Origin of the sequence: Solwaraspora sp. WMMB335 (assembly GCF_049179075.1) — a bacterium.
Lineage (GTDB): Bacteria > Actinomycetota > Actinomycetes > Mycobacteriales > Micromonosporaceae > Micromonospora_E.
Window position 1 is genome coordinate 5,701,403 of record NZ_JBMHMF010000001.1, and the last position, 24,225, is coordinate 5,725,627.

A 24,225-nucleotide genomic window follows, 5' to 3' on the forward strand; every position below is an offset into this window, starting at 1 on the left:
CCTGGAAGGCACCGCTCATGCTGGCGTACGGACCGCAGATGTGCGGTGAACTCCACGCCGACGCCGGTCAGGCGACGCGGGTGGCCGTGCCGACCGGCGCGGCCGGCACCCGGTCGGGGTGCAGCACGGCGGCGATGGTTTCGACCCCGTCGACCAGGCGCGGTCCGGGCCGGACGATGAGGGAGTCACCGTCGAGCGCCCACACCGGTACGCCCGGCAGCCGGTCCGCCACCACCCGGGCCTGCCGGGCGGCCCCGTCGAGGTGGAACCCGCACGGTGTGACCAGCACCACGTCCGGGTCGGCGGCGGCGAAGGCGTCCCAGGTGGTCTGCGTCGACCGGGCACCCGGACGGGCGACGACCGGGCTGCCGCCGGCGGCCGACACCAGGTCCGGCACCCAGTGGCCGGCGGTGAACGGCGGGTCGACCCACTCCACGACCGCCACCCGGGGTGCGGCGGCGTCGGCGACCGCGGCGGCCACCGCCGCGAGCCGGCGGCGCAGGCCGGCGACCAGCGCGCCGGCCCGACCGGGTACGCCGGTACGCGCGCCGACCGCGACGATGGTGTCGAGCACCTCGTCAAGGGTGTACGGGTCGAGCGACAGCACGTCGGCACGGCAGCCGAGGTGGTCGAGGGCGTCGGACACCTGACCGGACGGCAGCGCGCACACCCGACACAGGTCCTGGGTCAGGATCAGATCCGGCGCCAGGTCGGCCAACGCGTCGGCGTGCAGTGTGTACAGGTCGTCCCCGGCCGCCATCCGGCCCTTGACGTAGCTGTCGATCTCCGCCGGGGTCATGCCCCGGGTGTCCCGACCGCCGACGACGACGGCCTTGTCCCGCCGGGCGGTCGGCGGCTCGTCGCACTCGAACGTCACCCCGACCAGATCGCCGTCCAACCCGAGCGCGTAGACGATCTCCGTCGCCGACGGCAGCAACGACACCAGACGCATCCGGTCATTATCCGGACCGGTTAGGACGGCCAGGTTTCGATCCTCCAGCACCAGTGGCACAGGTCAACCGCCGGGGTGAATGCTGTCGAGGTCAACGGTACCGAGGCCGGCCTGGCGCAACAACGAGGCGCGGACGCCAGCGGGTAGCCGGTCGACGTAGACGATGCCGTCGAGGTGGTCGGTCTCGTGCTGCAGACATCGGGCGAAGAATCCGGTGCCGGTGACCGTGACGGGGTCGCCGCGTAGGTCGACGCCGGTGACCGTGGCGAGCGTGGCGCGCGGCACCGACGCGCTGGGTCCGGGGACCGACAGACAGCCCTCGCTGCCGTCGTCGATGCCGGCCAGCGCGGTCGCGGTCCGCAGTACCGGGTTGACCACGTGTCCGGTCCGGCGGACGTCGTCGCCGTCCGGGCAGTCGTAGACGAAGACACGGGCGTCGACGCCGATCTGGTTCGCGGCGAGGCCGACGCCGTTCGCGGCGTACATCGAGGCGTACATGTCGTCGACGAGGTCCGCCAGTGACCGGCCGAAGACGGTCACCGCGGCGCAGCGGCGGTGCAGCACCGGTGTCCCGTAGTACGTGATCGGGTGGGCTGTCCCCCGGTTGGTCGGCATGACCGCACACTACCCGCATTTGCAATTCGGTTGCAGGTAGGCTGTCTGGGTGCGTACGGCCGAGATCAAGCGACGGTTCCTCGACCACTTCGAGCGGCTCGGCCACACGGTCGTGCCGAGTGCCCCGCTACCGGCGGTCGAGGACCCGAACCTGCTGTTCGTCAACGCCGGCATGGTGCCGTTCGTGCCGTACTTCCTGGGTCAGCGGGCCCCCGGCGCCGCGCGGGTGGCCAGCGTGCAGAAGTGCGTGCGCACCCCGGACATCGACGAGGTGGGGAAGACCTCGCGGCACGGCACCTTCTTCCAGATGAACGGCAATTTCGCCTTCGGCGACTACTTCAAGGACCAGGCGATCCGGTACGCCTGGGAGTTGGCCACCGGTGGCGTGCGGGCCGGCGGGCTGGGCCTCGATCCGGAGCGGATCTGGGTCAGCGTGTACCTCGACGACGACGAGGCGATCGACCTGTGGCAGCGGCAGATCGGCCTGCCCGCGGCGCGCATCGTGCGTCGCGGCAAGGCCGACAACTACTGGTCGATGGGGATCCCGGGTCCGTGCGGGCCGTGTTCGGAGCTGTTCTATGACCGCGGTGGCGCGTACGGCCGTCCGGGCGGCCCGGACATCGACGAGGAGCGCTACCTGGAGTTCTGGAACCTCGTGTTCATGCAGTACGAACGCGGTCCCGGCAGCGACAAGGAGAACTACCCGATCGTCGGCAGGTTGCCGGCGCGCAACATCGACACCGGGATGGGCCTGGAGCGGATGGCCGTGCTGCTGCAGGGCGTCGACAACCTGTACGAGATCGACGAGGTGAGCCCGATCCTGGCCCGCGCCGCCGAACTCACCAGGAAGCGGTACCGTGCGCACGGAACGTCCCATCCTGACGACGTACGGTTGCGGGTGGTGGCGGACCACGTCCGCGCCGCGCTGATGATCATCGCGGATGGTGTCACACCGGGAAACGAAGGCCGTGGCTACGTGCTGCGGCGGATTCTGCGCCGGGCGATCCGCGCGATGCGGCTGCTCGGTCGGGCGGATCCGGCCCTGCCGGAACTGCTACCGATCGCCCGGGACTGCATGGCCCCGTCCTACCCGGAGATCGCCGCCGACTTCGGCCGCATCAGCGACCAGGCATACGGTGAGGAAGAGACGTTCCGGGCGACGCTGCGGACCGGGACCGCGATCCTGGACACCGCCATCACCGCCACCAGGCGGTCCGGCGGCAGTCGGCTCAGCGGGCAGCAGGTCTTCCAGCTGCACGACACGTACGGCTTCCCGGTCGACCTGACCATGGAGATCGCCGCCGAGCACGGCCTCGCCGTCGACGAGGCCGGATTCCGCGCGCTGATGGCCGACCAGCAGGCCCGGGCCAAGGCCGACGCGCAGGCCCGCAAGACCGGGCACGCGGACCGCTCCGCGTACCGGGCGGTGCTCGACGCGCACGGCGCCACCGAGTGGCTCGCCTACCAGCGGCTGGAAACCGAATCCCGCGTCCTGGCGATGTACGACGCCGACGGGCCGGTCACCGTCGCCGTCGCCGGTGCGGTCGTCACGGCGGTCCTCGACCGCACCCCGTTCTACGCCGAGTCCGGTGGCCAGGCATCCGACGCGGGCACGATCACCGGGCCGGACGGACGGGCCGAGGTCATCGATGTCCAACGCCCCGTGAAAGGGCTCGTCGCGCACACGCTCCGGATCCTCGACGGCACCCTGGCCGCCGATGACACGGTGCAGGCCGCGGTCGACCCCGACTGGCGGATCGGAGCCAGGCAAGCCCACTCCGGTACCCATGTGGTGCACGCCGCGCTGCGCCACGTGCTCGGGCCGACCGCGTCGCAGTCCGGCTCCTTCAACCGTCCCGGCTATCTGCGCCTGGACTTCGGCTGGCGGGGCGGACTGTCCGCACAGGCCAGGAGCGAGGTCGAGGACATCGCCAACCAGGCCGTACGAGCCGACTTCCCGGTCACCGTCGAGCTGATGCCGTTGGCCGCCGCCCGGCAGGCCGGCGCGCTGGCGCTGTTCGGTGAGACCTACGACGACGTCGTCCGGGTGGTCGAAATCGGCGGTGACTTCTCCCGGGAGCTGTGCGGCGGTACCCATGTCGACCGGTCGGCGCAGATCGCCGCGATCGCCGTGACTTCGGAGTCATCGGTGGGGGCCGGGCAACGCCGGATCGAGGCCGTTACCGGAATCGAGGCATTTCGCTATCTGGCTCGGGAACGTGACCTGGTCACCCAACTCGCGGAGCAGCTCAAGGCACCCCGGGAGGAACTCGCCGACAAGGTGCACGCCCTGATCGGCCGGGCCAAGGCGGCCGAGCGCCGTGCCGAACGCCTGCAGCGGCAACTCCTGCGGGCCGAAGCGGTCCGGCTGGTCGACGGCGCTGCCGAGGTCGCCGGTTTCGCCTACGCCGGTACCACCGTCACCGACGGTGCCGATCCTCGCCAGCTCGCGGAGCTCGTCCGCGACAGCTTTCCGGCCGACCGGCCCGGTGTCGTCACCGTCGCCGTGCCCGCCGGCACCGGGAGCCGGGTCGTGATCGCGGCCAATCCCGCCGCGGTCGCCCGCGGCGTCTCCGCCGCCGACCTGATCAAAAACCTGCCGGGCGGGCGTGGTGGAGGTTCAGCGGCCCTCGCTCAGGGCACCCGGCAGGGGCAAGGGGATCTGACGACGGTCCCGCCGGCGATCGGTGCCCTGCTCGCCGACGCGTGAACCTCGTCTACCCGCTGGGCACCCGCGCCGTCCGGTGTGGCCCGGCGGCACATGTCGGGCACCGGCCGAACAGCGCAATGCCAGTCGAGCCGATGTCGAGTCCGCTTCTGCTGCGGGCCTCGGCGAGGACGGCTGCCAGCCGGCCGGCCGGTAGCTCACTGTGCCGGCCGCACTGCTCGCAGACCGCGTGTACGTGTGGACTCTCGTTCAGGCCGTACAGCACCTCGCCCGGCCATTGCAGCACGTGCGCCACCCCGTGCTCGACCAGAAACGACACCGTACGGTGCACCGTCGAGATGTTGACCTGGGGTCGGGCCGCCACGACCCGTTGATGAATGACACCGACCGACACGTGCTCCGCGGATGCGGCCAGCACGTCCACCACCAGCCGACGCGCCCAGGTCCGCCGGGCGCCGGCGGCCACCAGCAGCTCCCAGGCCCGTTCGGCGCGGGCAGACGCGGCCGTGGTAGTCATCACGGCCAACGGTAGCCGAATCCGCGCCGCGCCAGCCCAGCCGGCGGCGAGTGCCGCCCGACCGGCGGCGAGCGTCGCGACGTGAGTGGTGTTCAATCGATTCTGGGCCGAGTTCAGGAGCCCTGACCGAGGAGGTGCCGTCCGTGCAGGCAGCAGCCGACATGTCCGTACGTGGTCGCCGTGGCGTCGCCCTCGCCGCGCGGGGTCTGAGCGTGGCCGTGTCCGTCACCGCCGTGGTGACCGCCGTTGTGGCCGCCACCCTGCTGGTGCCGGCGTCGCCGGCGGCGGCGCACAACGCGCTGGTGAGTTCGCAGCCCGGGCAGAACACCCGGGTGGCGCAGTCGCCGGAAGAGATCGAGCTGGTGTTCATCGAGCGGCTCAACGGTGAGTTCACCACCATCGTGGTCAGTGATGCCGCTGGTGCGCAGGTGCCGATCGAGGGCCCGGTGGTCGATCAGCAGCGGGGTGTGGTGCGCCCGGTGGAGCCGTTGCCGGACGGGGTCTACACGGTGGCGTACCGGGTGGTGTCGACCGACGGCCACCCGGTGCAGGGGTCGTTCCGGTTCGCGGTGAACGCGCCGCTCGTCGCCGCCTCCGGTGCCGCGGCGGCGAGCGCCGCCGCGGACGGGAGCGAGACGGTGGAGCCCGTGCAGGCGCAGCCGGAGCCGACCGACGGCCTCGGGTGGTGGCCGTACCTGGTCGGCGGGGTGGTCCTCGTGATCGTCGGAGTGGGTGTGGGGGTATTTGTCGTGCGTCGTCGGCGTGTGACCTAGGTCATACCCGGAACTCGGTTGCGGCACGGCGCGACTACTCGGGCGTACGACTCGTGAGGAGAACGCGCATGGCAACAGCGGTCCAGGCTGGTTCGGTACGCAAGAAGGCGCGGCGGCTCGCGGTGCTGTCCGGGTTCGCCGGTGTCGTGGTGGCCCTGGCCGGCTGCGGCGGCGACGGGTCGTCGACAGCGGAGTCGACGCCGTCGGACAGCCCGGCGGCGCAGGAGAGCGCGGGTCTCGTCATCGAGGATCCGTGGGTGAAGGCCGCTGACGAGGGCATGACCGCCGCGTTCGGAGTGCTGGTCAACGACACCGACGCGGACATCACCATCACCGCCGTCGAGACCGAGATCTCGCCGATCGAACTGCACGAGATGGCTATGCAGGACGGCACGATGGTGATGCGGGAGAAGGACGGCGGGATCACCGTACCGGCCGGTGGCAGCCACACCCTCGAACCCGGTGGCGATCACATCATGCTGATGGACATCGCCGAAGCGGTGCAGCCCGGCGACGAGCTCACCTTCACAATGACGTTCGCCGACGGCGGGACGTACGAGTTCAGCGCGGTGGCGAAGCCGTTCGTCGGCGCGGAGGAGAGCTACGACCCCGGCTCCGACTCCGATATGGACATGGACATGGACAACGGCTGAGTGGCATGTCTGACGAGCGCCTCGCCCGGCCGGCGGTGAACCGCCGTCTGCTGTTCACCAGCGGTGCCGCCGCGCTCGGCGGCGCGCTGGCCGGCGGGGCGGCGGTCGGCGCGGCGGCGCCCGGCGGCCGGCAGACAGCCGATCCCGGTCCGGGCGCTGCCGTCGAGGAGACCACGCCGGTCGACTTCGGCGCGGAGACGGTGCCCTTCCACGGCGCACGACAGGCCGGGGTGGCGACCGCACCGCAGGCGTACGCCTCCTTCGTCGCGTTCACGCTGAACGCGGGGACGGACCGGGCCGCGGCGGGCCGGCTGCTACGGCTGCTCACCGACGACACGGCCCGGTTGACCCAGGGCGTGGCACCGCTGGCCGACACCGAGCCGGAGCTGGCCGTGCTGCCGGCCCGGTTGACGGTGACGTTCGGGTTCGGTCCGGGACTGTACGCGGCGGCCGGGGTGCCGGACCGGCGACCGGATTCGGTGGCCGACCTGCCGGCGTTCGCGATCGACCGGTTGGAACCTGGTTGGTCCGGCGGTGACCTGCTGCTGCAGATCTGCGCCGACGATCCGCTGACGGTGGCGCACGCGCAACGCATGCTGATCAAGGACGCCCGGCCGTTCGCCCAGGTGCGCTGGGTGCAGCAGGGCTTCCGTCGTGGCCGTGGCGTCGAACACGAGGCGCACACCCAGCGCAACATCATGGGGCAGATCGACGGTACGGCGAACCCGACACCCGGCACGGACGCGTTCGACACGGCGGTGTGGGTCGCTGACGGTCCGGACTGGCTGCGCGACAGCACCACCTGTGTGGTGCGCCGGATCCGCACCGAGATGGAGACCTGGGACAAGCTGGGCCGGGTCGACAGGGAACTGGTGATCGGGCGCCGGATGGACAGCGGGGCACCGCTGACCGGTGAGAAGGAGACCGACGAACCGGACTTCACCGCGGTCGACGAGGTCGGGCTGCCGATCATGCCGGACTTCTCGCACGTCACCCGGGCCCACATCGCCGACGACCGGTACAAGATCCTGCGGCGGCCGTACAACTACGACGGGGTGCCCGGTCCGGACGGTACGCCGGACAGTGGACTGATCTTCGCCGCGTACCAGGCGGACGTCACCGCCCAGTTCCTGCCGATCCAACAGCGGCTGGCCGACCACGACCTGCTCAACGAGTGGGTGACCCCGATCGGGTCGGCGGTGTTCGCCATCCCACCCGGCTGCGCGGCCGACGGCTGGATCGGCGAAAGCCTGCTCGCCTGAGGACTGAACGTCGGCTGCCGGTTCACCTGCGCACCGACGGTTTCACGAGATTTGCAGGCGCCCTGCCCCTGCTGTTCATACATCGATCATCGGCTGCATGTGCGCTCCTGGTTGCCTGCGAGGCGACTTCGGGCAGACCGCCTGGTGGGTCATTGCTTCGCGCAGCTGGAGGTACGGTGCCTGGAACCGACGGTGGGACGTTCGCGTCGTCCACACGTGCCCGACGACGGGGCGGTGCTGCGGTAGCCCTGCTGCTCACCCTGGTCCTGGCAGTCCAACTGGGCGCCGTGGCACCGGCGTACGCCGATGTGTCGTACACGGCCGTGTTCGAGTTCGACCTGCCCGAGAACCTGGACCGCCGTGACGTGGTGGAGTGGGCGACCGAGCTCAACGATCGCAACGCGTCGCTGGGCGACACGCTCGAGGAGGAACTCAGCCGCAACGATCTGGAGCTGCCGGGCGGGCCTGCGGATTACCGGTGGCCCGAGTTCGACGGGCGGATCGTGGTCACGAACACCGGCCTGTCGTTCACGGTCGAGGCGGACGAGGCTACAACGGACGTGGACTGGGGTCTGATCGGGGCGGGCGTCGCCGGGATCGCGGTCTGGCTGCTTGTCCGGGTCGCCTGTACGGCCGGCGTGGCGTACCTGTTCCCTGCCCTGACCAAGGTGGCCGTCCAGACGATCTGTGCACCGCTGGCGGCGTTCCTCGGCTCCTTCACGACGGAAGCCATCGTCATCAAGCTCAACGGGCTGGACCGGGACTGGCGGGCGTGGGTCGAGGCGGTCGGGTTGTCCGTGGCGGCGGCGGTCGGCCCGGCGGTGTGGGAGTCGTATCTCGGGCCGTGGCTCAACGGCAACGGAGCCCAGGCGCTCTGGAGCGTCAGCGGGGTGCTGCAAAAGACGGCTGGCGGGCTGTGGTGGTTCGGCAGCGGGATCGTGGGCGTCGTGCGATGGCTCGCTACCTTTCTCTCCGACAACGCGCACTTCCTCATCGCGGCCCTGCAGCGGGGTGCGGCACGGGCCCGTTCCGCCACGGGCGTCTGCCGCGAGCCCGTCGATGGTGTCCCGCCGGGCTGGTCACCGCTCGGCCAGATCACGAACGGCCCGAGCGACGGTGCACAGACCCGGTATCCGGACATCGACGGTGACGGGGACGCGGATCGCGTCATCGTCGCAGACGGTCGGCTCCACGGTTGGCGCAACGCCGGGTGCGACTCGGACGGGGAACGGGTCTGGCTGCCGATGGGTGACATCGCGCCGGAGTCGGCGACACCCGACGATCTCGACCGGCATCCGCTCCAATTGCTCTTCGGCGACCTCGACGGCGACGACCGGGACGACTTCGCCGTCATCCTCGGCGCGCACGAGTCGCCGACGGGATACGCGGCGATGCGGGTGTGGCGCAACGAGTCCAGCGTCGAGCAGACCGGGTGGGCGCAGCCGCGCACCGTCGCGAACGACCTGGGCTACGTCGGCACCCCGACGTTCGTCGACATCGACGGCGACGGCGACGACGACCTGCTCATCATGGGCAGGTACAACTTCGTCACCGGGTGGGAGAACCGGGCGAGCGGCTTGCCCACCCCCGGTGACTGGCGCAAGATCCAAGACTTCGGACACCCGGCCGAGGGACCGACCGGGCAGGTGCACTTCGCCGACATCACCGGCGACGGCCGCGCCGACGTCGTGGTCGTCGAGTACACGACCGGCGACGTGGTCGCCTGGGAGAACCTCGGCGGCCCATGGGACTTCCAGACCGGCTGGCGCCCGCTCGACACCATCCGATCCGGCGATCCGTTCAACGGCACCATCGGTGCCTTTGCCGATCTCGACGTCGACCGGGTCGCCGACTTCCTGCTGTTCAACAGCGTCTCGCGGGGTATCGACGGCTGGCTGCTGCCCCGCTACGGACCGGACCCGCCGGGGCCCGGCCAACCCGGTCAACCGGGCGGCCCCGGTGACCTGCCGCCCGGCACGCTGCCCGCGTACCACGGCGGGCAGCCGCAACCGCAGGTCGACGGCAGGCTGCTGCAGAACAGCAACTTCACCGGTACGGACAAGCCGTGGTGGGTCAACGCGGGGATGACGCCGTCGGTGAACGGCGGCGTGTTCTGCGTGACCGCTCCGGCGTCGACCAACCCGTGGGACGTCCTGGTCGGACACAACAGCATCTACCTGCCCGGTGGTGGCTCGTACACGTTGCGGTTCCGGGCCCGGACCGGTATCACGGCCAATCCGTTGGTGCAGCTCGCGCCCTTCGACAACCCCAGCAATGTCACGTACCTCAACAAGGGGTTGACGACCGGGCCGTCCTGGAAGCACTTCGAGTACACCTTCGCCGCGAACGTCGCCGCCGAGTACGTGCTCGCCCAGTTGCAGTTCCGGCTCGGGCGTTCGGCCCAGCCGTACGAGTTCTGCATGGACGACGTCTCGCTGACCGGCGAGGAGTACGCCTATCAGGCGGACCGGGGTCCCGCCGTGAAGGTGAACCAGCACGGGTACCTGCCGGACGGGCCGAAGCGGGCGACGGTGGTGACCGACGCGACGGCTCCACTGCAGTGGGCCCTGCGGCCATCCACCGGTGGCACGGTAGCGACCGGCACGACGACGCCCGCCGGCTTCGACGGCTCGGCCGCCGCCGCGGTCCACACGATCGACTTCAGCGGCTTCTCGGCCACCGGCCGGTTCCAGCTGGTGGTCGGCGGGCAGGCGAGCCACCCGTTCGACATCAGGTCCGACCTGTACGCGTCGCTGCGGACCGATTCGATGCGGTTGTTCTACACCAACCGCAGTGGCATCGCCATCGACGGTGGCATCGCCGGAGCCGCGTACGCCCGACCCGCCGGCCACGTCGCCGCCTCACCGGGCGGTGGGGACACCCGGGTGCCGTGCCAGACCCCGAAGCCGTACGTCGACAACTGGACCTGCGACTACACCCTCGACGTGACCGGCGGCTGGTACGACGCCGGCGACCACGGCAAGTACGTGGTCAACGGCGGCATCGCCACCTACCAGTTGCTGTCCGCCTGGGAACGGGCGCTCGCGCAGGGTTCGTCGGGCCCGCTCGGCGATTCGACACTCGCCGTCCCCGAGCGCGGCAACGGGGTGCCCGACATCCTCGACGAGGCCCGCTGGAACCTGGAGTTCATGCTCACCATGCAGGTGCCCGATGGCCGGCCGCTGGCCGGCATGGTGCACCACAAGGTGCACGACGAGTCGTGGACCGGTCCGCCGATGCTGCCGCACCAGGACAAGAAGAAGCGCGAGCTGCACCGCCCGTCGACGGCGGCGACGCTCAACCTGGCCGCCGTCGCCGCGCAGGGTGCGCGGCTCTACACACCGTACGACGCGGTGTTCGCCGCGCGGCTGCGTGCCGTGGCGGAGCGTGCCTACGCGGCGGCCCGGGCCAACCCGGTGCTGTACGCGCCGCAGGCGGACCGCGTCGGCGGCGGCCCGTACGCCGACAGCGACGTGTCCGACGAGTACTACTGGGCGGCGGCGCAGCTCTACCTCACGACGAGGAACGCGGGCTACCTCGACGCCGTACGGTCGAGCCGGTTCCACACGGCCGGGGCGGCGTTCAGCCAGAACGGGTTCTACTGGGGCTCGGTCGCCGCTCTCGCGCAACTCGACCTCGCTCGATTCGGCACCGGACTGACCGAGCAGGCACAGATCCGTACCTGGGTCCGGCAGGCCGCGGACCGGCTGATCTCGTTCCAGCGCGCCGAACGGTTCGGCCAGACGTACACCCCGAGCACCGGTAGGTACGACTGGGGCTCGAACGCGTCGATCCTGAACAACCAGGTCGTTCTCGCTACCGCGTACGACCTCACCGGCAATCGCGCGTACGCCGACGCCGTCTTCGAAGCGTTCGACTACCTGCTCGGTCGCAATGCCCTCGGTCAGTCGTACATCACGGGCTACGGCAGCAACGACGCGCGCAACCAGCACAGCCGCTGGTACGCGAGATCCTTCGACGCGACACTGCCCAACCCGCTGGTCGGGTCGGTCTCCGGTGGCCCGAACTCCAGCCTGCAGGACCCGCTCGCCGCGTCCTGGCTGCACAGCTGCGCACCGCAGCTGTGCTACGTCGACAACCTCGAAGCCTGGTCGGTCAACGAGATCACCATCAACTGGAACTCGGCACTGGCCTGGGTCAGCGCCTTCGCCGCAGACGTCGCCGGCAGCTAGAGCCCGGCGGGAAGCGTCCCCCTGGGCAGCGAGTAACGAGAAACGCCGGTGTGCCGGACCGCGAGGGTGGTCCGGCACACCGGTTTGGGGGGAGGGAAGATCAGATCATCCAGCGGTTGCGCTGCACGAAGGGCAGCTTGGCCCAGAGCCGGCCGAGTCCCCAGGTGTGACCGGCGTAGGCGGCGGCGAGAACGATCAGGACAACCGCGTAGACGATGTGGTAGTCGATGAGCGGGTTGGTGGCGTGGGCGGGTTCGCCGCTGGCGGTGACGCGGTCGAGGGGGAACTCGGCGAGCCACATGAACACCATGATCAGCGCGCCCGATCCGGCGGCGACGCGTAGGCCGATGCCGGCGATGAGGGCGATACCGATGGCGCCCATGCCGACCATGAACAGGGTGTCGGCCCACCAGGTGCCGGCGATGGAGTGGAAGAACGACTGCAGCGGGCCGACCTCGACGGAGGAGAGGAATCCGTTGGTGGGGGAGCCACCGTTGACCCAGGCGCGCTCGGCCGGGGTGGCGAAGCCGAAGCCGAAGGTCTTGTCGAGGAACGCCCACAGGAAGACGAAGCCGGTGGAGATCCGCAGCACGGCGAGGGTGCGGGCGGCGGTGGCGGTGAGCATCGAGCCGGGGAGTTCTGCCTGCTCGAGTGGGCGGTCGATCGATCGGTGGGTGGCCTGCTGGGTGGTCATCGTTGCCTCCGCGTTTCGCATCTGCGTGCTACGTGATCACTCTCCCGCGCTGGCGGTGCCCGGTGCCTGGGGCGGAACACCCAAGGTGTCCGGGACCAAGGTCCCGACCTCGACGGGACCCTCGATCCGGTAGACGTTGGTCAGAGCCCGGCCGCGGCGTCGTAACGGCGGCGTAGGTCGACCATTTCCGAGTCGGCGAGGGCCTCCGTCATCGCCAGCTCCGCGTACTTGTGCGGAAACATCTGCCGTAGCCGGTCGACGAACATCACCTCGGCGGTGGCCTCGACCACCTGGAAGCCAGGAGGCTCGACCGACATGTCCATGATCAGCGGACCGGCCAGCTTCGGCGCTACGTCCCAGGGACGGTCCGGCCCGGCGACTCCGCAGAGATGGAAGCCGTAGACCGTGTCCACGTCGGCGAGCTGGGTGACCTCGACCGGCTCGTATCCGTAGACGTGGACCCCGCAGATCACCGCCTGCCGGGTTTCCTCCCCGATGTTCAACTGCTGGAGATCATGTCCAGCGTGGTTGTGCTCCTCTGGGTCCGCCTGTTCGAGCGCGGCTCGCATCCGGGTCAGGATCTGCCCGCGCAGATCGGCCGGGTCAGCCGTTGAGCCGGCCGTGTTCACCAGGGCGACCGCGCCGGCCGACGTCGCCAGCATGATCACCGCCACCCACACGAAGCGGTTCCGGTACCACCTCGTGACAGTTTCCCGGGAAACCATGATTGCTTCTCACCTCGTCGCCGGTTCTGGTGCGTTGGCAGAGCGCGTCGGACGCCGCCGGCGTGTCGGACGTCGAGCGCGTCGGCCATGGCTGGGGACATGTACTACATGGACGTGTGGGCGGGGATGCCCGCCGGCGCTGCGCTGCTCCCGTGCTGCCCGTGCCCAGCGCGGTTGCCCCCACGCTGCGGTGATGTGAGTCATTCCAGCATGCCTGGACCCGCGTCGGCAACATTGACGATTCTCAGTATGTTTGCGGCTTGATCGACCTGTTGGCGCGGGTCGCGGACGCGACGAGATCACCGCCGGGCAGATGCCGTCGATCATGGACTGTGCCGGTACCGTGACGGTGTCGCCGCGCGTCCGTCTGCTGTGGATGATACCGGCGCGGTGCGACGGCAATTCGCTATGTATTTGTAGGGGAAACCCAAGAGGTTCGTAGTGACCGAGGCGTATTCCCGTAATACTCCGTTCACATGGGCGGCGGCCCGGGTGAGGACCGGGCCCGAGGGGTCGGAGGCTGCCCGAAGAGGATCACCAGAGGAGGCCCACTGTGGAATTGACGTCCCGTGCCGCCAAGCTGGCGCTCGCCGTGGCAACCGGCTTGGCGCTGACCTTGGCCGTCAGTCCGTCAACCGCCTCGGCGGCCGGCAGCACGAGCTCGGCGGCCGCGGCGGTCTCGGCGGAGGCCACCGGCGCTGTGAACGCATCACAGGCGACGTGGCATCTGTCGGACTACGAGCAGCGAGCCTGCCTCCCGGCCAACGTCTCCAACTTCACGTACTTCGTCGGCTTCGTCGCCGGATCCTGGTCGACGCCACTGTATGTCGATATGCATGGCTTGCCCGCCGGCACGGTCACCAGCTTGCCGCATCCGCCGATCCCGCCGGGATCGAACGGTGACCGGTACGTCGGCATCGCCTGGGTCTCGATGACCCTGCCGCCACTGACCTTCGGTGAGTACCGGGCCGAGATGACGCTGACGGACGGAGTGGTGACCCAGACCATGCCGATCGTGATCAAGATTCAGGAGAGGTGGGGGTGCGGGCTCTGAGCAGCTCGCCGGAAGGGATGGCCCGGTGTGGCGGCGGGGCGAGCCGCCACACCGGGCCGGTGGGGGAACTGCGTTGCGGACCGGACTACCCGGCGGAGCAGGTGGGCGTCATGCCGGTGCCGGTACCGGTGCCCTGGAAGCCGAACTCGGTCGACTGCCCGGCGCCGATGTTGCCGTTGTAGCTGACATTGTCGAACCGGACAGTGCCGCTGTTGCCGCTACGGCTGGCGTTCCAGGCGTTGGTGACGGCGGCGCCACCCGGCAGGGTCATCGTGACCGACCAACCGCTGACCGGCGAGGAGCCGGCGGTGACCCGGACGGTGACGACGAACCCGCCCGGCCACTGGTTGACCGACAGCGACGCCGTGCAGCCACCACTCGGCGGCGGCGTGGTGGGCGGCGCGGTCGTCGGTGGCGGGGTGGTCGGTGGCGCTGTCGTCGGCGGTGCCGTGGTGGGCGGTGCCGTGGTGGGCGGCGGCGTGGTCGGCGGTGCCGTGGTGGGCGGCGGCGTGGTCGGCGGCGGGGTGGTCGGGCCGTCGGCGAGCGTCGGCGTCGTCCAGTCCCGCCACTGGGCCAGGTTGCCGGACTTGTTGCTGGCGATCCGGAAGGTGCCGGCCGCGCTGCCCGTGTTCAGCAGGTACTTCTGGATGTGCTGCTGCAACGGCGTGCGCCACTCCGAGCGGATGGCGCAGTGGTTGCCGTCGGAGACGGCCGACCAGTAGGTGATGTTCTCGTACGCGCCGAGCGCCCGGTAGACCTCGGCACCGCCCAGGGCGGCGACGCTGCCGGACTGGGCGGCCAGCCAGTCGATGTGCGGGTTCTCCATGATGAACAGTCCGCGTGGGGCGACCATGCCGACCATCTCGTGGGTGTCCACCGGCAGGCCGGCCGGGTTACCGGTGTACGAACCGAACGCGTCACCGAGCCACGGCTGCTCGCCGTATGCGCTGCTCAGCGGCTGCGCCCCGCCTTCCTGAGCGATGCTGCGGAACGCTGGCGCGCCGCCGCTGCCCGATTCGATCGGCATGGTCAGGGCGACCCGCTGGTCGAACACCCCGGCCACGAAGGCGCCCTTGCCGTACCGGGAGCATCCGGTGACGCCGATGTCCGCGCGTAGGATGCTGCCGCCGGACTGCTGGATGACGTCGATGATCCGGCTGACGCCCCACGCCCAGGCCATCAGCAGCCCGGTGCTGCTCGACGAGCCGTAGATGCTGTAGAACGCGCCCTGCTTGTTGCTGCGTCCGGTGCCCTCCTGACCGACGGAGAACGGGTCGAAGCTGATGACGGCCGCGCCGGAGGACCGGATGGTGGAGGTGTCCGCGCCGAAGCCGCCGAAGACGATGACCGCCGGGTGAGGCCCGGATCCGCCGCTGGTCGGCAGTTGGACGCCGGCCGAGAAGGTGGAGCTACGGCCGTTGTGCGAGACGTTCACCGTGATGTTCGAGTTGGACACGGTCCCGGTGACCGTGGCCGGCTTCGCCGGCTTGTCGCCGTAGACGTACCGCTCCGCCTGCTCGCGGATCTCGGCCCGGCGGCAGCGCCAGTCGGCCTTCGTGGTGATCCGACTGCCGTCGATTTTCCGGAACGGATCCGGAAGTCTGGAGCTCGGCGAGAACGATCCTGGATTGGGTACGGGGCAGTCGGCGCCCTCGTCCTCGACGTTGGACGCGAAGGCGAAGGTGCCGACGTCGGCTCTGGCGTCTGGGGTTCCCGCCAGCACTGTTACCGCTCCAGCGACGGCGAGCGCCGCTGTCGACAGCACGATGACCGTCGAGCGAATCTTCGAGCGGCCCGAGCTGATGATCACTAGGGCTCTCCTTCCGGCTAGGTGATGGTGCCGGCATCCGATCGAAGATCGCGGATGTCGACAGCGATAAGTTTCGAACAAATCAACGAAACGTGTCAATGGTGCTCGCGGGAGTAGCCGAAGGAGACGACGAACCGACGACGGTGGCTAACCCGCCCCGAAGCAGACGAAAGCGGCGGCGGTCGCGTGTCCGGCACCGGTGGGGTGCCCGGCGGCTGTGCCGTCCGGCCCGACGGGCCCGGCGGCACCGGCGAGGAACGCCTGCTGGGCGCCGGCCAGCGCCACCGCCGGCCGGTCGCCGGCCCGCATCCGGCGGTGCAGCTCCAGCATCAGGCTGGTGGTCAGGTCGGCCGGCACCGGCAGCACCGTGGCGATCAGGCACCGGGTGCCCAGCGCCAGCAGCACCGCGGTGAAACCCATCACCTCGTCACCCGGGCGGACCCCGGCCAGCCCGGAGTCACAGGCCGACAGCACGACACAGCCGGGCGGGCTGGTCAGCCGTTCCAGTTCGTACGCGGTCAGCGGCCCGTCGGCCAGCTCCAGCGTCGAGAACAACGGGTTGTCCGCCCGGAACCGCCCGTGCGCCGCGATGTGCGCCAGGCCCGCACCGTTGAGCGCTTCGGTGACCCGTTCGGCGGTGGCGGCGGCGCCGGTGAGCGCGCGGGCGTCGGGCAGCACCGCGGTGAGCTGACGTACTTCGGTTTCGGCCGCCGGCAGCCGTGGTCCGGCCACCAGCACCGGCGGCCGGGGCGAGCCGGTGACCGGGGCGTCGGCGGCGCGCAGCCAGGCCGTGGCCGACGGCGTCACCGTCACCGCCCGTCCGGCACAGCTCGGCAGACCCGACCAGGCCACGGCGTGCAGCTCACCGATCGGCACGACCACCAGCGGCCGGTCGGCGAGCTGCCCGCGTACCGGGTCGAAAAGCTGCCGGTCCAGCGCGCCGGCGGTGTGCGCGACCCCGGCTCGGGCATCCGCGCCGTCGCCGGTGGTGACCAGCCGGCGCAGCCCGAACCGGTGCAGCCGGGCCGTGCGTACCGCGTCGGCCAGCGACCCGAGGTCATGCAGGGTGACCTGCCCGTCGCGGACCAGCACCGCCCGTAGCCGTTCGCCGTGTGCCACCAGTTCCAGCAGTACGGCGTCGCCGAGTGCCGCGGCGAGTTGGGCGGCCCCGGGCGGCGCGAGTAGCTCGCCGCCACCGTCCACGCCCCGGGTCAGCTCCCGAATCCGTTGCTCCAGGCGGGCCTGGCTGCCGCGCAACGCCTGGACCGGGTTCCCGGCGAGCAGCGCGTCCTCCAGCGCGGCGCTGACCATCCGCAGCTCGGTGAGGGCGGTGGCCAGATCCGGATCGGCCGGCGGGGAGACCCGTCGCATCCGTAGCGCGTTGGCCCGCCACCGTTCCGCCCAGGTCAGCACCTGGGCCGGCGCGCCATGTCCGATGACGATGTCCAGCCCTTCGGCGGCCAGCTCCTGGCCGTACGCCCCGCTGTGGGCCCGCAGCTCGGTCGCGCCGAGCGAGGCGCGGTGCCCGTCCAGCACCGCCAGCCCCCGGCGCAGCGCGCGGACGGCGCGGGCCTCGTCGCCGGCCAGCCGGTGACGCAGCGCCAAGGCGTACCACCCCTGGGCCCGTCGGGGTGCGGTGCCCCGCCGCCGGGCGAGGGCCGCGATCCGCAGCAGTTCCACCGCACGGGCCTGCCGGCCCAGCCCGGCGGCCAGCCGGGCCGCCTCGATCCTGGTGGCCAGCGCCGGTCCGGGCCAACCGGTGGCGTCGAGCTGGTCAGCCGTGCGCACCATCGAGGCGAGCAGCGCCGTGGTCCGGGTGCCCCGGGCGTACGCGGCGCGCAGTTCGACGTGTCGGGCGAGGGTGGCCCAGGCACGCCGGCCCTGGCGGCGGAACCGGCTGCGCGCCGCCGCCGCGGTCTCGGCGGCCGTGGCCAGGTCGCCGGCGAGCAGCGCGGCGCGGGCCTGCGCGAGCAGCGCCTCGGCCAGGTCCGACGCCATGCCGAGGCGGCTCAGCTCGGTCACGGCGGTGCCGGCCACCGAGACCGCCTCGTCGATCAGCGGTACGGACAACAGCAGCTCGAAGCGGTCCAGCAGCAGCGCCGGCCGGGGCACCGCGAGCCGGCGGTACTCGGCGTCGACCGCCGTGAAGCAGTGCAGCGCGCCGGCCACGTCGCCGCGTTGCCCGGCGGCGATGCCGCTGTTCCATCTCGCGTCGGCGGCGGCCAGGTCCAGCCCGAGCCGGTTGAAGATGGCCGCGGCCCGGTGCAGGTCGTCATCGGATCCGGGGCCGGGGCCGGGCTCGCCGTTGAGGTGGGCGTTCAGGTGGGCGTTGAGCAGGCCCCGGTTGTTGCGGGCGCGGGCTTCCAACAGCGGGTCGCGCTCGCGTTGGGCGATGGACACCGCCACGTCGTAGTCGCGGACCGCCTCGTCGAACCGGCCCCGGTAGTGCAGCACCACCCCGCGCTGCATCCGGGCCCGGCCGGCGTCCGCACCGGTCAGTTGCGGTAGCGCCAACGTGACCGCGCGCAGGGCGGCGGTGGTACGTCCCGAGCTGGCCAGCACGTAGCCGAGGCTCATCCGGGCCAGCGCCCGTAGCCGGGGGTCGGCGCTGGCGCGTACCGCCCGCCGCAGGTGCCGGATCGCGCCGGGCAGGTCGTTGAGCTCCCGTAGCGCCAGGCCGATGGCGCGCTCGGCAGTGGACCGGGCGGCCGCGTCCGACGGGCTGGCGAGCACCTGACGGGCGATCGAGATGGCGTCATGCGGGTAGCGCTGAACGGAGTCCAGGGCCCGCTGTGCCGGGTCGACACCGGAATCGGTGCGTACGGCCATGCGAGAGAGAATTCCCGAATCATGCGCCCGGGTCAATGACAGCGCACCGGGTGTCGACGATCGACCGATAGTTGATCAATTGACATCTAACTATGCTTTGAAATAATCGTGTTGGTGTCGTAACCTTCTGTGGCCGCCCGGTGACGGTGCCGGCCCGTCTACCACCCGCCTGGAGGCCAGGTGTCGCCCGACCGCCGCATCGTGCCGGGTCCGCCCGGGCAGTACTCCCGCCGGCATCTGATGGGGTGGTCGGCGCTGGCCGCCGCCGTACTGCCGCTCGGACCGTCCGGGCCGCTCGCCCGGACCAGCCAGTCGTCGCCGGGTCAGCTGATGCCGGGTCAGCTGATGCCGGGTCAGCCGATGCCGGGTCAGTCGTCGCCGGGCCAACCGATGCCGAGCGATGGCAGTGCCCTCGACCAGAGCTACCAGCGGGCCTTCCTGGAGATCCTGGCCACCAACCCGACCGTACGGCGGTACACCGCCATCGCCGGCCGGGAGTTCCTCTACCGGCCCCGGCAACTGCTGGTCGCTCCGGCCGACGTCGGCCGAGTACTGGCCCGGCTACGGGCCGACGGCCACGAGGTCAGCGAAAGTGAAGGTTTCGGCCGGGTGAGCCGGCTGCGCTTCCAGCGGGAAACGGACATTCCGGCTGTGGTCGGCAAGCTGCGCGATCCCCGTGAGTGGCCGAACAAGCAGGTTCCGCAGGTGCAGCCGCACCACGTCCTGCTCGGCTTCGGCAACATCATGGGCAACCCCGGTGGGCCGCCCCGGCTCGCGGCCGCGCTGTCCCCGCCCGACCCCGCCCGGCTCGGTGAGGGAGCCGACGTCACCGTGGGTGTCTGTGACACCGGCATCTGGCGTCTGGCCGGCAACGTGCATCCGCAGTGGCTCGGTGGCAGTTACCTGCCGGAAGCCGACGACGAGGATCCGCTCTATCTCGGCGGCAGCCAGCTGGCCCTGCAGGGCGGGCACGGCACCTTCGTCGCCGGCGTCGTCCGACAGGCCGCGCCCGGCGTGCGGGTCGATCCGGAAGCCGCGCTGGACGCCAACGGCGTCGGCGACGAGGAGAGCCTGGTCGCCGCGCTCGACCGGCTCGGCACCGAGGTGGCGATCGTCAACCTCTCGCTCGGCTTCTTCACCCAGGACGACCAGGCGCCGCTGCCGCTGGCCAACGCCCTTGCCGAACTGCCGGATTCGGTGGCCGTGGTCGCCGCTGCCGGCAACGCCGGCACCACCCGCCGATCCTGGCCGGCCGCGCTGGACGGGGTGCTCGCCGTGGCGGCGGTCGCGTCGGGTGACAATGGTCCGGTGCCCGCCAGTTACAGCAGCCACGGTCCCTGGGTAGCCGCCAGTGCGTACGGCGATCGCACCAGTACGTACGTCGAGGGCGAGATGCTTTTGCCCGGCCAGCCCGTCCTGCCGTTCCACGGTTTCGCCGCGTGGGCCGGCACATCCTTCGCCACCGGTCACGTCAGTGGCCGGCTCGCCGCCCTGATGACCGCCACCGGGCTCAGCGCACCGGCCGCGGCGGCGGCCCTGACCGCCGGCCCGGCCTGGCATCCCGACTACGGCGTGTTGGTCGGATGAGCCGGCCCGCCACCGCCGGAGGTCCCGGCGACACCACCGTCTGGGAACATGGGAGGGTGCCTGTCGGTGAGTTCGGCGATGCCGTACCCAGACTCGTCGCCGCCGCCGTCGCCGGCGACGAGTCCGCCTGGGTCGACCTGGTACGCCGTTACACCCCACTGGTGGCGGCGGTGATCCGCAGCCACGGCCTCGACCGCGCCGACGCCGCCGACGTCAACCAGACAGTCTGGCTGCGGCTGGTCGAACATCTGGGCCAGCTGCGCGAGTCGCACGCGTTGCCGGCCTGGCTGGTGACCACCACCCGGCGGGAGTGCCTGCGGATGCTGCGGCTCGGCCGGCGTACCCAGCCGTTCGACCCGTACGACGAGTCGGTCGACGGCCACGTGGGCGTCTTCCTGCTGGTCGATCCGTCCACTCCGGACGAGGACCTGCTGCGTGCCGAGCGGCGCCAGGCCCTGCGCGACGCGTTCGCCGAGTTGCCGGCGCGCTGCCGGGAACTACTCACTTTGCTCGTCGCCGACCCGCCGGCCAGCTACCGTGAGATCGGCGAGCGGCTCGGCATGCCGACCGGCAGCGTCGGCCCCACTCAGGCCCGATGCCTGGCGAGGCTGCGTAACTGCCCGGCTCTCGCCCCCTATGTCCGGCATGCCCCGGACGAGAGCCAACCGGGGAGCGGAGGTGAACGCGATGGAGCAGTGGCCGCCCAAAAGTGACGACCGGCTGCTGATCGAGTTGGGTGCGGCCCTGCGCGACTCCGGGCCGGTGCGGGAGGAGTTCCTCGACGCCGCGCTGGCCGCCTTCAGCTGGCGTACGGTCGACGCCGAGCTGGCAGTCGCCGAGCTGACCTTCGACTCCGCCTGCGACCGGGAGCCGGTCGGGCTGACCCGGTCCGTCGGCACCGACCGGACACTGACCTTCCGATCCGGGCCGGTGGTCGTCGAGATCGAGGTAACCGCTACCGGGGTCGTCGGCCAGCTCTCCCCGGCCAGCCAGGGCCGGGTCAGCGCCCGCACCGCTGCCGGGCAGTACGAGGACGTACCGGTCGACGAGCTCGGATTCTTCTCGATGGGCGTACCGCCGGTCGGTCCGGTGCAACTGCGTGCCAGCACCGCGAAATACACGGTCCGGACCTGCTGGGTCAGCCTGCGCTGAGGCCCAGCAGGTCCGCGTCGACGGCCGGCTCACCGTCGCCGGCCGGCCTGTCGCTGGCGGCTGCCCGTCGCCGCCGGCCAGGCCGGGACGGAGGCCGCGGGTCCCGTACGCCACCTCCGTCCCACTACCGATGGACGGCTACTGGTCGCGCTTACTGACCGTCACGTCGTAGCGGACCCCGCCCAGGTCGGCCCGCTCGTTGCCGTCGACGTCCGGACCGAACTGCGTCACCCGGATGGAGATCGGCTTTTCGGTCGGCGTCGTCGCGGTGAACTGCAACTGCATCGTCAACCGCTCGCCGCCCATCAGCACCAGGCCGTCCAGCCGGGCCTTCGCCGGCTCCACGATCTCGACCTGGTTGCGTCCGACCTCGCGGATGCCCTCGCCGGCCATGCCGCCCTCGACCCAGCGCTCGAACAGCGTCGGTCCGAGGTCCACCACCAGCCGGCCGCCGGCGTTCTCCAGTGGCTCGGCGACCTCGGTGAAGACCAGGCTGTTTCGGGTCGGCTCGGCGAGCACGTTGCCGATGGCGAACGGCCGGGTCTGCGGCCGCCCGGGGGTCAGCAGTACCGAGCTGACGTTGCGCCAGGCGACGTTGTTGTTGTTGCGGGTGTTCACCGAGGTGCTGGGCCCTTCGAAAGTCATCGGGTCGTTGGCCGACAGCCATCGGGCCAGCAGGCAGAAGTGTCCCGGTCCGGGAACGTTGTCCCAGGGGATGACGACCGTGGTGACCCCGGAGTAGACCGGCACCGCCATCCAGCCGATCTCGGTCCACTGGGTCGGCCAGGTGGTGCCGCCGCCGGGGGTGGTCCGGTAGACGTGGATCTCGCCCTGCTCCATCGTTCCCGAGCCGTACGGGCCGGGGTTGCGCAACTTGATGAAGATGTAGTTGCGCTGCCCGATGATCGGGTTCTGGCTCACCGAGCATTCGATGGCGGTGGGGCAGACCTTGATGTCGGGGCTCTCCGAGATCGGGTTGAAGTTGTGCGGTTGGAGCCCGATGTCGGACGGATGGTCCTTCATGTAGACGTCGACGGGTGAGGCGAGGGCGCCGACGGTGCCCGACCGGTCGAGTGCGGTCGCCGTGGCCGAGGCCGTCGGCAGCAGCAGCGCCAGGGCGGTCGCGCCGATGACGGCGAGCACCGACCGTCGTACGCGTCGCGTCAGTCTGGTGGACAAGGTTCCCTCCTGAGGGATAGGGCTGCCGCAGCCGCCGGACGGCGGCGGCTGCGGGGCTGGACACTCCTACCGAGCCGGATCGATGCCCGAAAATACGTCGGGCGTCCGGGTGCTTCGTCAGATGGTGGAAATTGTCGAGATCTCCGGGCGAACCTGGCGAGGGCATGTTGAATCATGCTCGTAACCCGACAACGGGTCTAATATTGCGACAAAACAGCAACTGCATCACCCTAAGGTCGGGCCGGTGGCGTGCAAATGGTGAGAGACGACTACTGATCTAGATGGATACTCGGTTTACTGTCCGTGGGTCCGGCAATACACCGCGATGTTTAGTGGGGTGATCCTGCGCCTGAACCCAGCACGGTGAACCATCGAGATTTTTCCGGGGACCGGGCTGCGGAAATCACAAAGATTCTCAATCGCCCAGGCGCATGTCGGCGCTCACCTGTAGTCAGTCAAGGATCGATGCTTGGCGGACGGCCGCCAGCGAAACCGACGCCACCGTACCCGACCAGCCCGTCAATGAGCTGGGAAGTGCATCTCCACGGCGCTTTCCAAATGCCGAGACGTCGGCCCGTTCACCGGGCGGTGAACGGTCGGCCAGACCTGCATGGAGGCAGCATGGAGATTTCCTACGAGTACGACGGTCGCTCGGCACCGTCCGCGCCGACGGTCCGTGCCGTCACGACGGCCCGTATCGTGGGACGGGTGGTCGCCTATCCGATCCTGATCGGTGCCATGATTGTGGTCAGTGTGGTCGCGCTGCGACACGGATGGAACCTCGGCGCCGTCAACTTCGTCTTTTTGATCGGCACACTCACCTACTTCGCGATCCTCGAGCGCCTGATCCCGTACGAGCCGAACTGGCACCCGAATCTGCGCGAATGGCGCTGGTACGGCATTTACTTCCTGCTGACGATGCTCGGCGGCGGGCTGGCGCAGTTGCCGATCATGGCTGTCGTCGGGGCGATCGCCATGCCCCAGGGGCACTTCCCGCTCTGGGCCGAACTGCCGCTCGCGGTGCTGCTCGGCTCGCTGGCCAGCTACGTGATGCACCGACTCGGGCACACCAACGCCTGGCTGTGGCGGCTCCACGGCGTGCACCACGTGCCGGACAAAGTCAACGTCGGCAACAACGGCGTCAACCACATCTTCGACATCGTGCTGGCCCAGGGCACGGTGCAGCTGGCCCTCGCCCTCGCCGGGTTCTCCGAGCCGTCCGTCTTCGTCGTCGGCCTGTTCGTCATCGTGCAGGGATACTTCATCCACGCCAACATCGACGTGCGCATCGGGTGGCTGAACTACGTCCTCACCAGCCCCGAACAACACCGTCTGCATCACAGCACCAACCTTGCCGAAGCAGGCAACTTCGGTTCCGACCTGTCGATCTGGGATCAACTCTTCGGCAGTTTCACGTGGCGTTCGGGTCGCCGCCCGATGGCGATCGGACTACACAATCCAGCATCGTTCCCGCCGACCGGGGACGTCGTCGCCAGTCTGTTGCATCCGTGGCGTGCCAGACCCGGTGTCCGACGTAGGACTGGCTGATCCCTCAGTATCGC

The 24,225-nt window shown here is 70.5% G+C and carries 18 protein-coding genes; 10 read left to right on the plus strand and 8 right to left on the minus strand.

What is annotated here, in order from left to right; all coding sequences use genetic code 11:
- Window positions 1–67 precede the first annotated feature (67 nt).
- Complete coding sequence (locus ACN27F_RS24925; protein ID WP_421437472.1) at window positions 68–952, minus strand: ABC transporter substrate-binding protein; 885 nt, start codon at window positions 950–952, stop codon at window positions 68–70.
- A gap of 63 nt (window positions 953–1,015) precedes the next feature.
- A complete protein-coding gene (gene def, locus ACN27F_RS24930; RefSeq protein WP_421437474.1) occupies window positions 1,016–1,567 on the minus strand; it encodes a peptide deformylase in 552 nt (183 codons plus the stop codon).
- Between the two features lie 49 nt (window positions 1,568–1,616).
- Between def and alaS the strand changes: the two genes are divergently transcribed.
- The gene (gene alaS / locus ACN27F_RS24935; RefSeq protein ID WP_421437476.1) at window positions 1,617–4,277 is read left to right on the plus strand and encodes an alanine--tRNA ligase; all 2,661 of its coding nucleotides are present in this window, start codon (window positions 1,617–1,619) and stop codon (window positions 4,275–4,277) included.
- A 7-nt stretch (window positions 4,278–4,284) separates the two neighbouring features.
- On the opposite strand, the gene ACN27F_RS24940 is transcribed toward alaS, so the two are convergent.
- A complete protein-coding gene (locus ACN27F_RS24940) occupies window positions 4,285–4,752 on the minus strand; it encodes a Fur family transcriptional regulator (RefSeq protein WP_421437478.1) in 468 nt (155 codons plus the stop codon).
- A gap of 143 nt (window positions 4,753–4,895) precedes the next feature.
- Between ACN27F_RS24940 and ACN27F_RS24945 the strand changes: the two genes are divergently transcribed.
- The 4 genes from ACN27F_RS24945 (at window position 4,896) to ACN27F_RS24960 (ending at window position 11,633) form a co-directional block, all read left to right on the plus strand.
- Window positions 4,896–5,525, plus strand: a complete 630-nt coding sequence (locus ACN27F_RS24945) for a copper resistance CopC family protein (RefSeq protein WP_421437480.1) — start codon at window positions 4,896–4,898, stop codon at window positions 5,523–5,525.
- 68 nt (window positions 5,526–5,593) lie between these two features.
- Window positions 5,594–6,178 (plus strand): copper chaperone PCu(A)C, encoded by a 585-nt coding sequence (locus ACN27F_RS24950; protein ID WP_421437482.1) that lies wholly within the window; start codon window positions 5,594–5,596, stop codon window positions 6,176–6,178.
- A 35-nt stretch (window positions 6,179–6,213) separates the two neighbouring features.
- Window positions 6,214–7,440, plus strand: a complete 1,227-nt coding sequence (locus ACN27F_RS24955) for a Dyp-type peroxidase (protein WP_421440429.1) — start codon at window positions 6,214–6,216, stop codon at window positions 7,438–7,440.
- A gap of 176 nt (window positions 7,441–7,616) precedes the next feature.
- Window positions 7,617–11,633, plus strand: a complete 4,017-nt coding sequence (locus tag ACN27F_RS24960; protein ID WP_421437483.1) for a glycoside hydrolase family 9 protein — start codon at window positions 7,617–7,619, stop codon at window positions 11,631–11,633.
- Between the two features lie 100 nt (window positions 11,634–11,733).
- Here ACN27F_RS24960 and ACN27F_RS24965 read toward each other — a convergent pair whose 3' ends face one another.
- Window positions 11,734–12,327, minus strand: a complete 594-nt coding sequence (locus ACN27F_RS24965; RefSeq protein WP_421437485.1) for a hypothetical protein — start codon at window positions 12,325–12,327, stop codon at window positions 11,734–11,736.
- 140 nt (window positions 12,328–12,467) lie between these two features.
- Complete coding sequence (locus ACN27F_RS24970; protein ID WP_421437487.1) at window positions 12,468–13,052, minus strand: hypothetical protein; 585 nt, start codon at window positions 13,050–13,052, stop codon at window positions 12,468–12,470.
- A gap of 553 nt (window positions 13,053–13,605) precedes the next feature.
- Between ACN27F_RS24970 and ACN27F_RS24975 the strand changes: the two genes are divergently transcribed.
- Entirely contained in the window at window positions 13,606–14,106 is a 501-nt protein-coding gene (locus ACN27F_RS24975; RefSeq protein WP_421437489.1) for a DUF5980 family protein, read from the plus strand.
- Window positions 14,107–14,191: 85 nt separating this feature from the next.
- Here ACN27F_RS24975 and ACN27F_RS24980 read toward each other — a convergent pair whose 3' ends face one another.
- Both ACN27F_RS24980 and ACN27F_RS24985 read right to left on the minus strand, forming a co-directional pair.
- Entirely contained in the window at window positions 14,192–15,916 is a 1,725-nt protein-coding gene (locus ACN27F_RS24980; RefSeq protein ID WP_421437490.1) for a cellulose binding domain-containing protein, read from the minus strand.
- 147 nt (window positions 15,917–16,063) lie between these two features.
- Window positions 16,064–18,745, minus strand: a complete 2,682-nt coding sequence (locus ACN27F_RS24985) for a CHAT domain-containing protein (RefSeq protein WP_421437491.1) — start codon at window positions 18,743–18,745, stop codon at window positions 16,064–16,066.
- A gap of 180 nt (window positions 18,746–18,925) precedes the next feature.
- Between ACN27F_RS24985 and ACN27F_RS24990 the strand changes: the two genes are divergently transcribed.
- The 3 genes from ACN27F_RS24990 to ACN27F_RS25000 are packed head-to-tail and all read left to right on the plus strand — an operon-like array spanning window position 18,926 to window position 21,484.
- The gene (locus tag ACN27F_RS24990) at window positions 18,926–20,332 is read left to right on the plus strand and encodes a S8 family peptidase (RefSeq protein ID WP_421437493.1); all 1,407 of its coding nucleotides are present in this window, start codon (window positions 18,926–18,928) and stop codon (window positions 20,330–20,332) included.
- 56 nt (window positions 20,333–20,388) lie between these two features.
- Window positions 20,389–21,045 (plus strand): RNA polymerase sigma factor, encoded by a 657-nt coding sequence (locus ACN27F_RS24995; protein ID WP_421437495.1) that lies wholly within the window; start codon window positions 20,389–20,391, stop codon window positions 21,043–21,045.
- Window positions 21,020–21,484 (plus strand): hypothetical protein, encoded by a 465-nt coding sequence (locus ACN27F_RS25000; protein WP_421437496.1) that lies wholly within the window; start codon window positions 21,020–21,022, stop codon window positions 21,482–21,484. The genes ACN27F_RS24995 and ACN27F_RS25000 overlap by 26 nt, the downstream gene beginning before the upstream one ends.
- A 138-nt stretch (window positions 21,485–21,622) precedes the next feature.
- Here the strand turns inward: ACN27F_RS25000 and ACN27F_RS25005 are convergent, their stop codons facing one another.
- A complete protein-coding gene (locus ACN27F_RS25005; RefSeq protein WP_421437498.1) occupies window positions 21,623–22,663 on the minus strand; it encodes a hypothetical protein in 1,041 nt (346 codons plus the stop codon).
- A 621-nt stretch (window positions 22,664–23,284) separates the two neighbouring features.
- On the opposite strand from ACN27F_RS25005, the gene ACN27F_RS25010 reads away from it, so the two are divergent.
- Window positions 23,285–24,211, plus strand: a complete 927-nt coding sequence (locus tag ACN27F_RS25010) for a sterol desaturase family protein (protein ID WP_421437499.1) — start codon at window positions 23,285–23,287, stop codon at window positions 24,209–24,211.
- Window positions 24,212–24,225 lie beyond the last annotated feature (14 nt).

Bases quoted from the DNA above. Each gene is read 5' to 3' on its own strand.
- ACN27F_RS25000 (WP_421437496.1), top strand. From the start codon at position 21,020: ATGGAGCAGTGGCCGCCCAAAAGTGACGACCGGCTGCTGATCGAGTTG.
- ACN27F_RS24970 (WP_421437487.1), bottom strand. From the start codon at position 13,052: ATGGTTTCCCGGGAAACTGTCACGAGGTGGTACCGGAACCGCTTCGTG.
- ACN27F_RS24950 (WP_421437482.1), top strand. From the start codon at position 5,594: ATGGCAACAGCGGTCCAGGCTGGTTCGGTACGCAAGAAGGCGCGGCGG.
- ACN27F_RS24985 (WP_421437491.1), bottom strand. From the start codon at position 18,745: ATGGCCGTACGCACCGATTCCGGTGTCGACCCGGCACAGCGGGCCCTG.
- ACN27F_RS24940 (WP_421437478.1), bottom strand. From the start codon at position 4,752: ATGACTACCACGGCCGCGTCTGCCCGCGCCGAACGGGCCTGGGAGCTG.
- def (WP_421437474.1), bottom strand. From the start codon at position 1,567: ATGCCGACCAACCGGGGGACAGCCCACCCGATCACGTACTACGGGACA.
- ACN27F_RS25010 (WP_421437499.1), top strand. From the start codon at position 23,285: ATGGAGATTTCCTACGAGTACGACGGTCGCTCGGCACCGTCCGCGCCG.
- ACN27F_RS24965 (WP_421437485.1), bottom strand. From the start codon at position 12,327: ATGACCACCCAGCAGGCCACCCACCGATCGATCGACCGCCCACTCGAG.
- ACN27F_RS24925 (WP_421437472.1), bottom strand. From the start codon at position 952: ATGCGTCTGGTGTCGTTGCTGCCGTCGGCGACGGAGATCGTCTACGCG.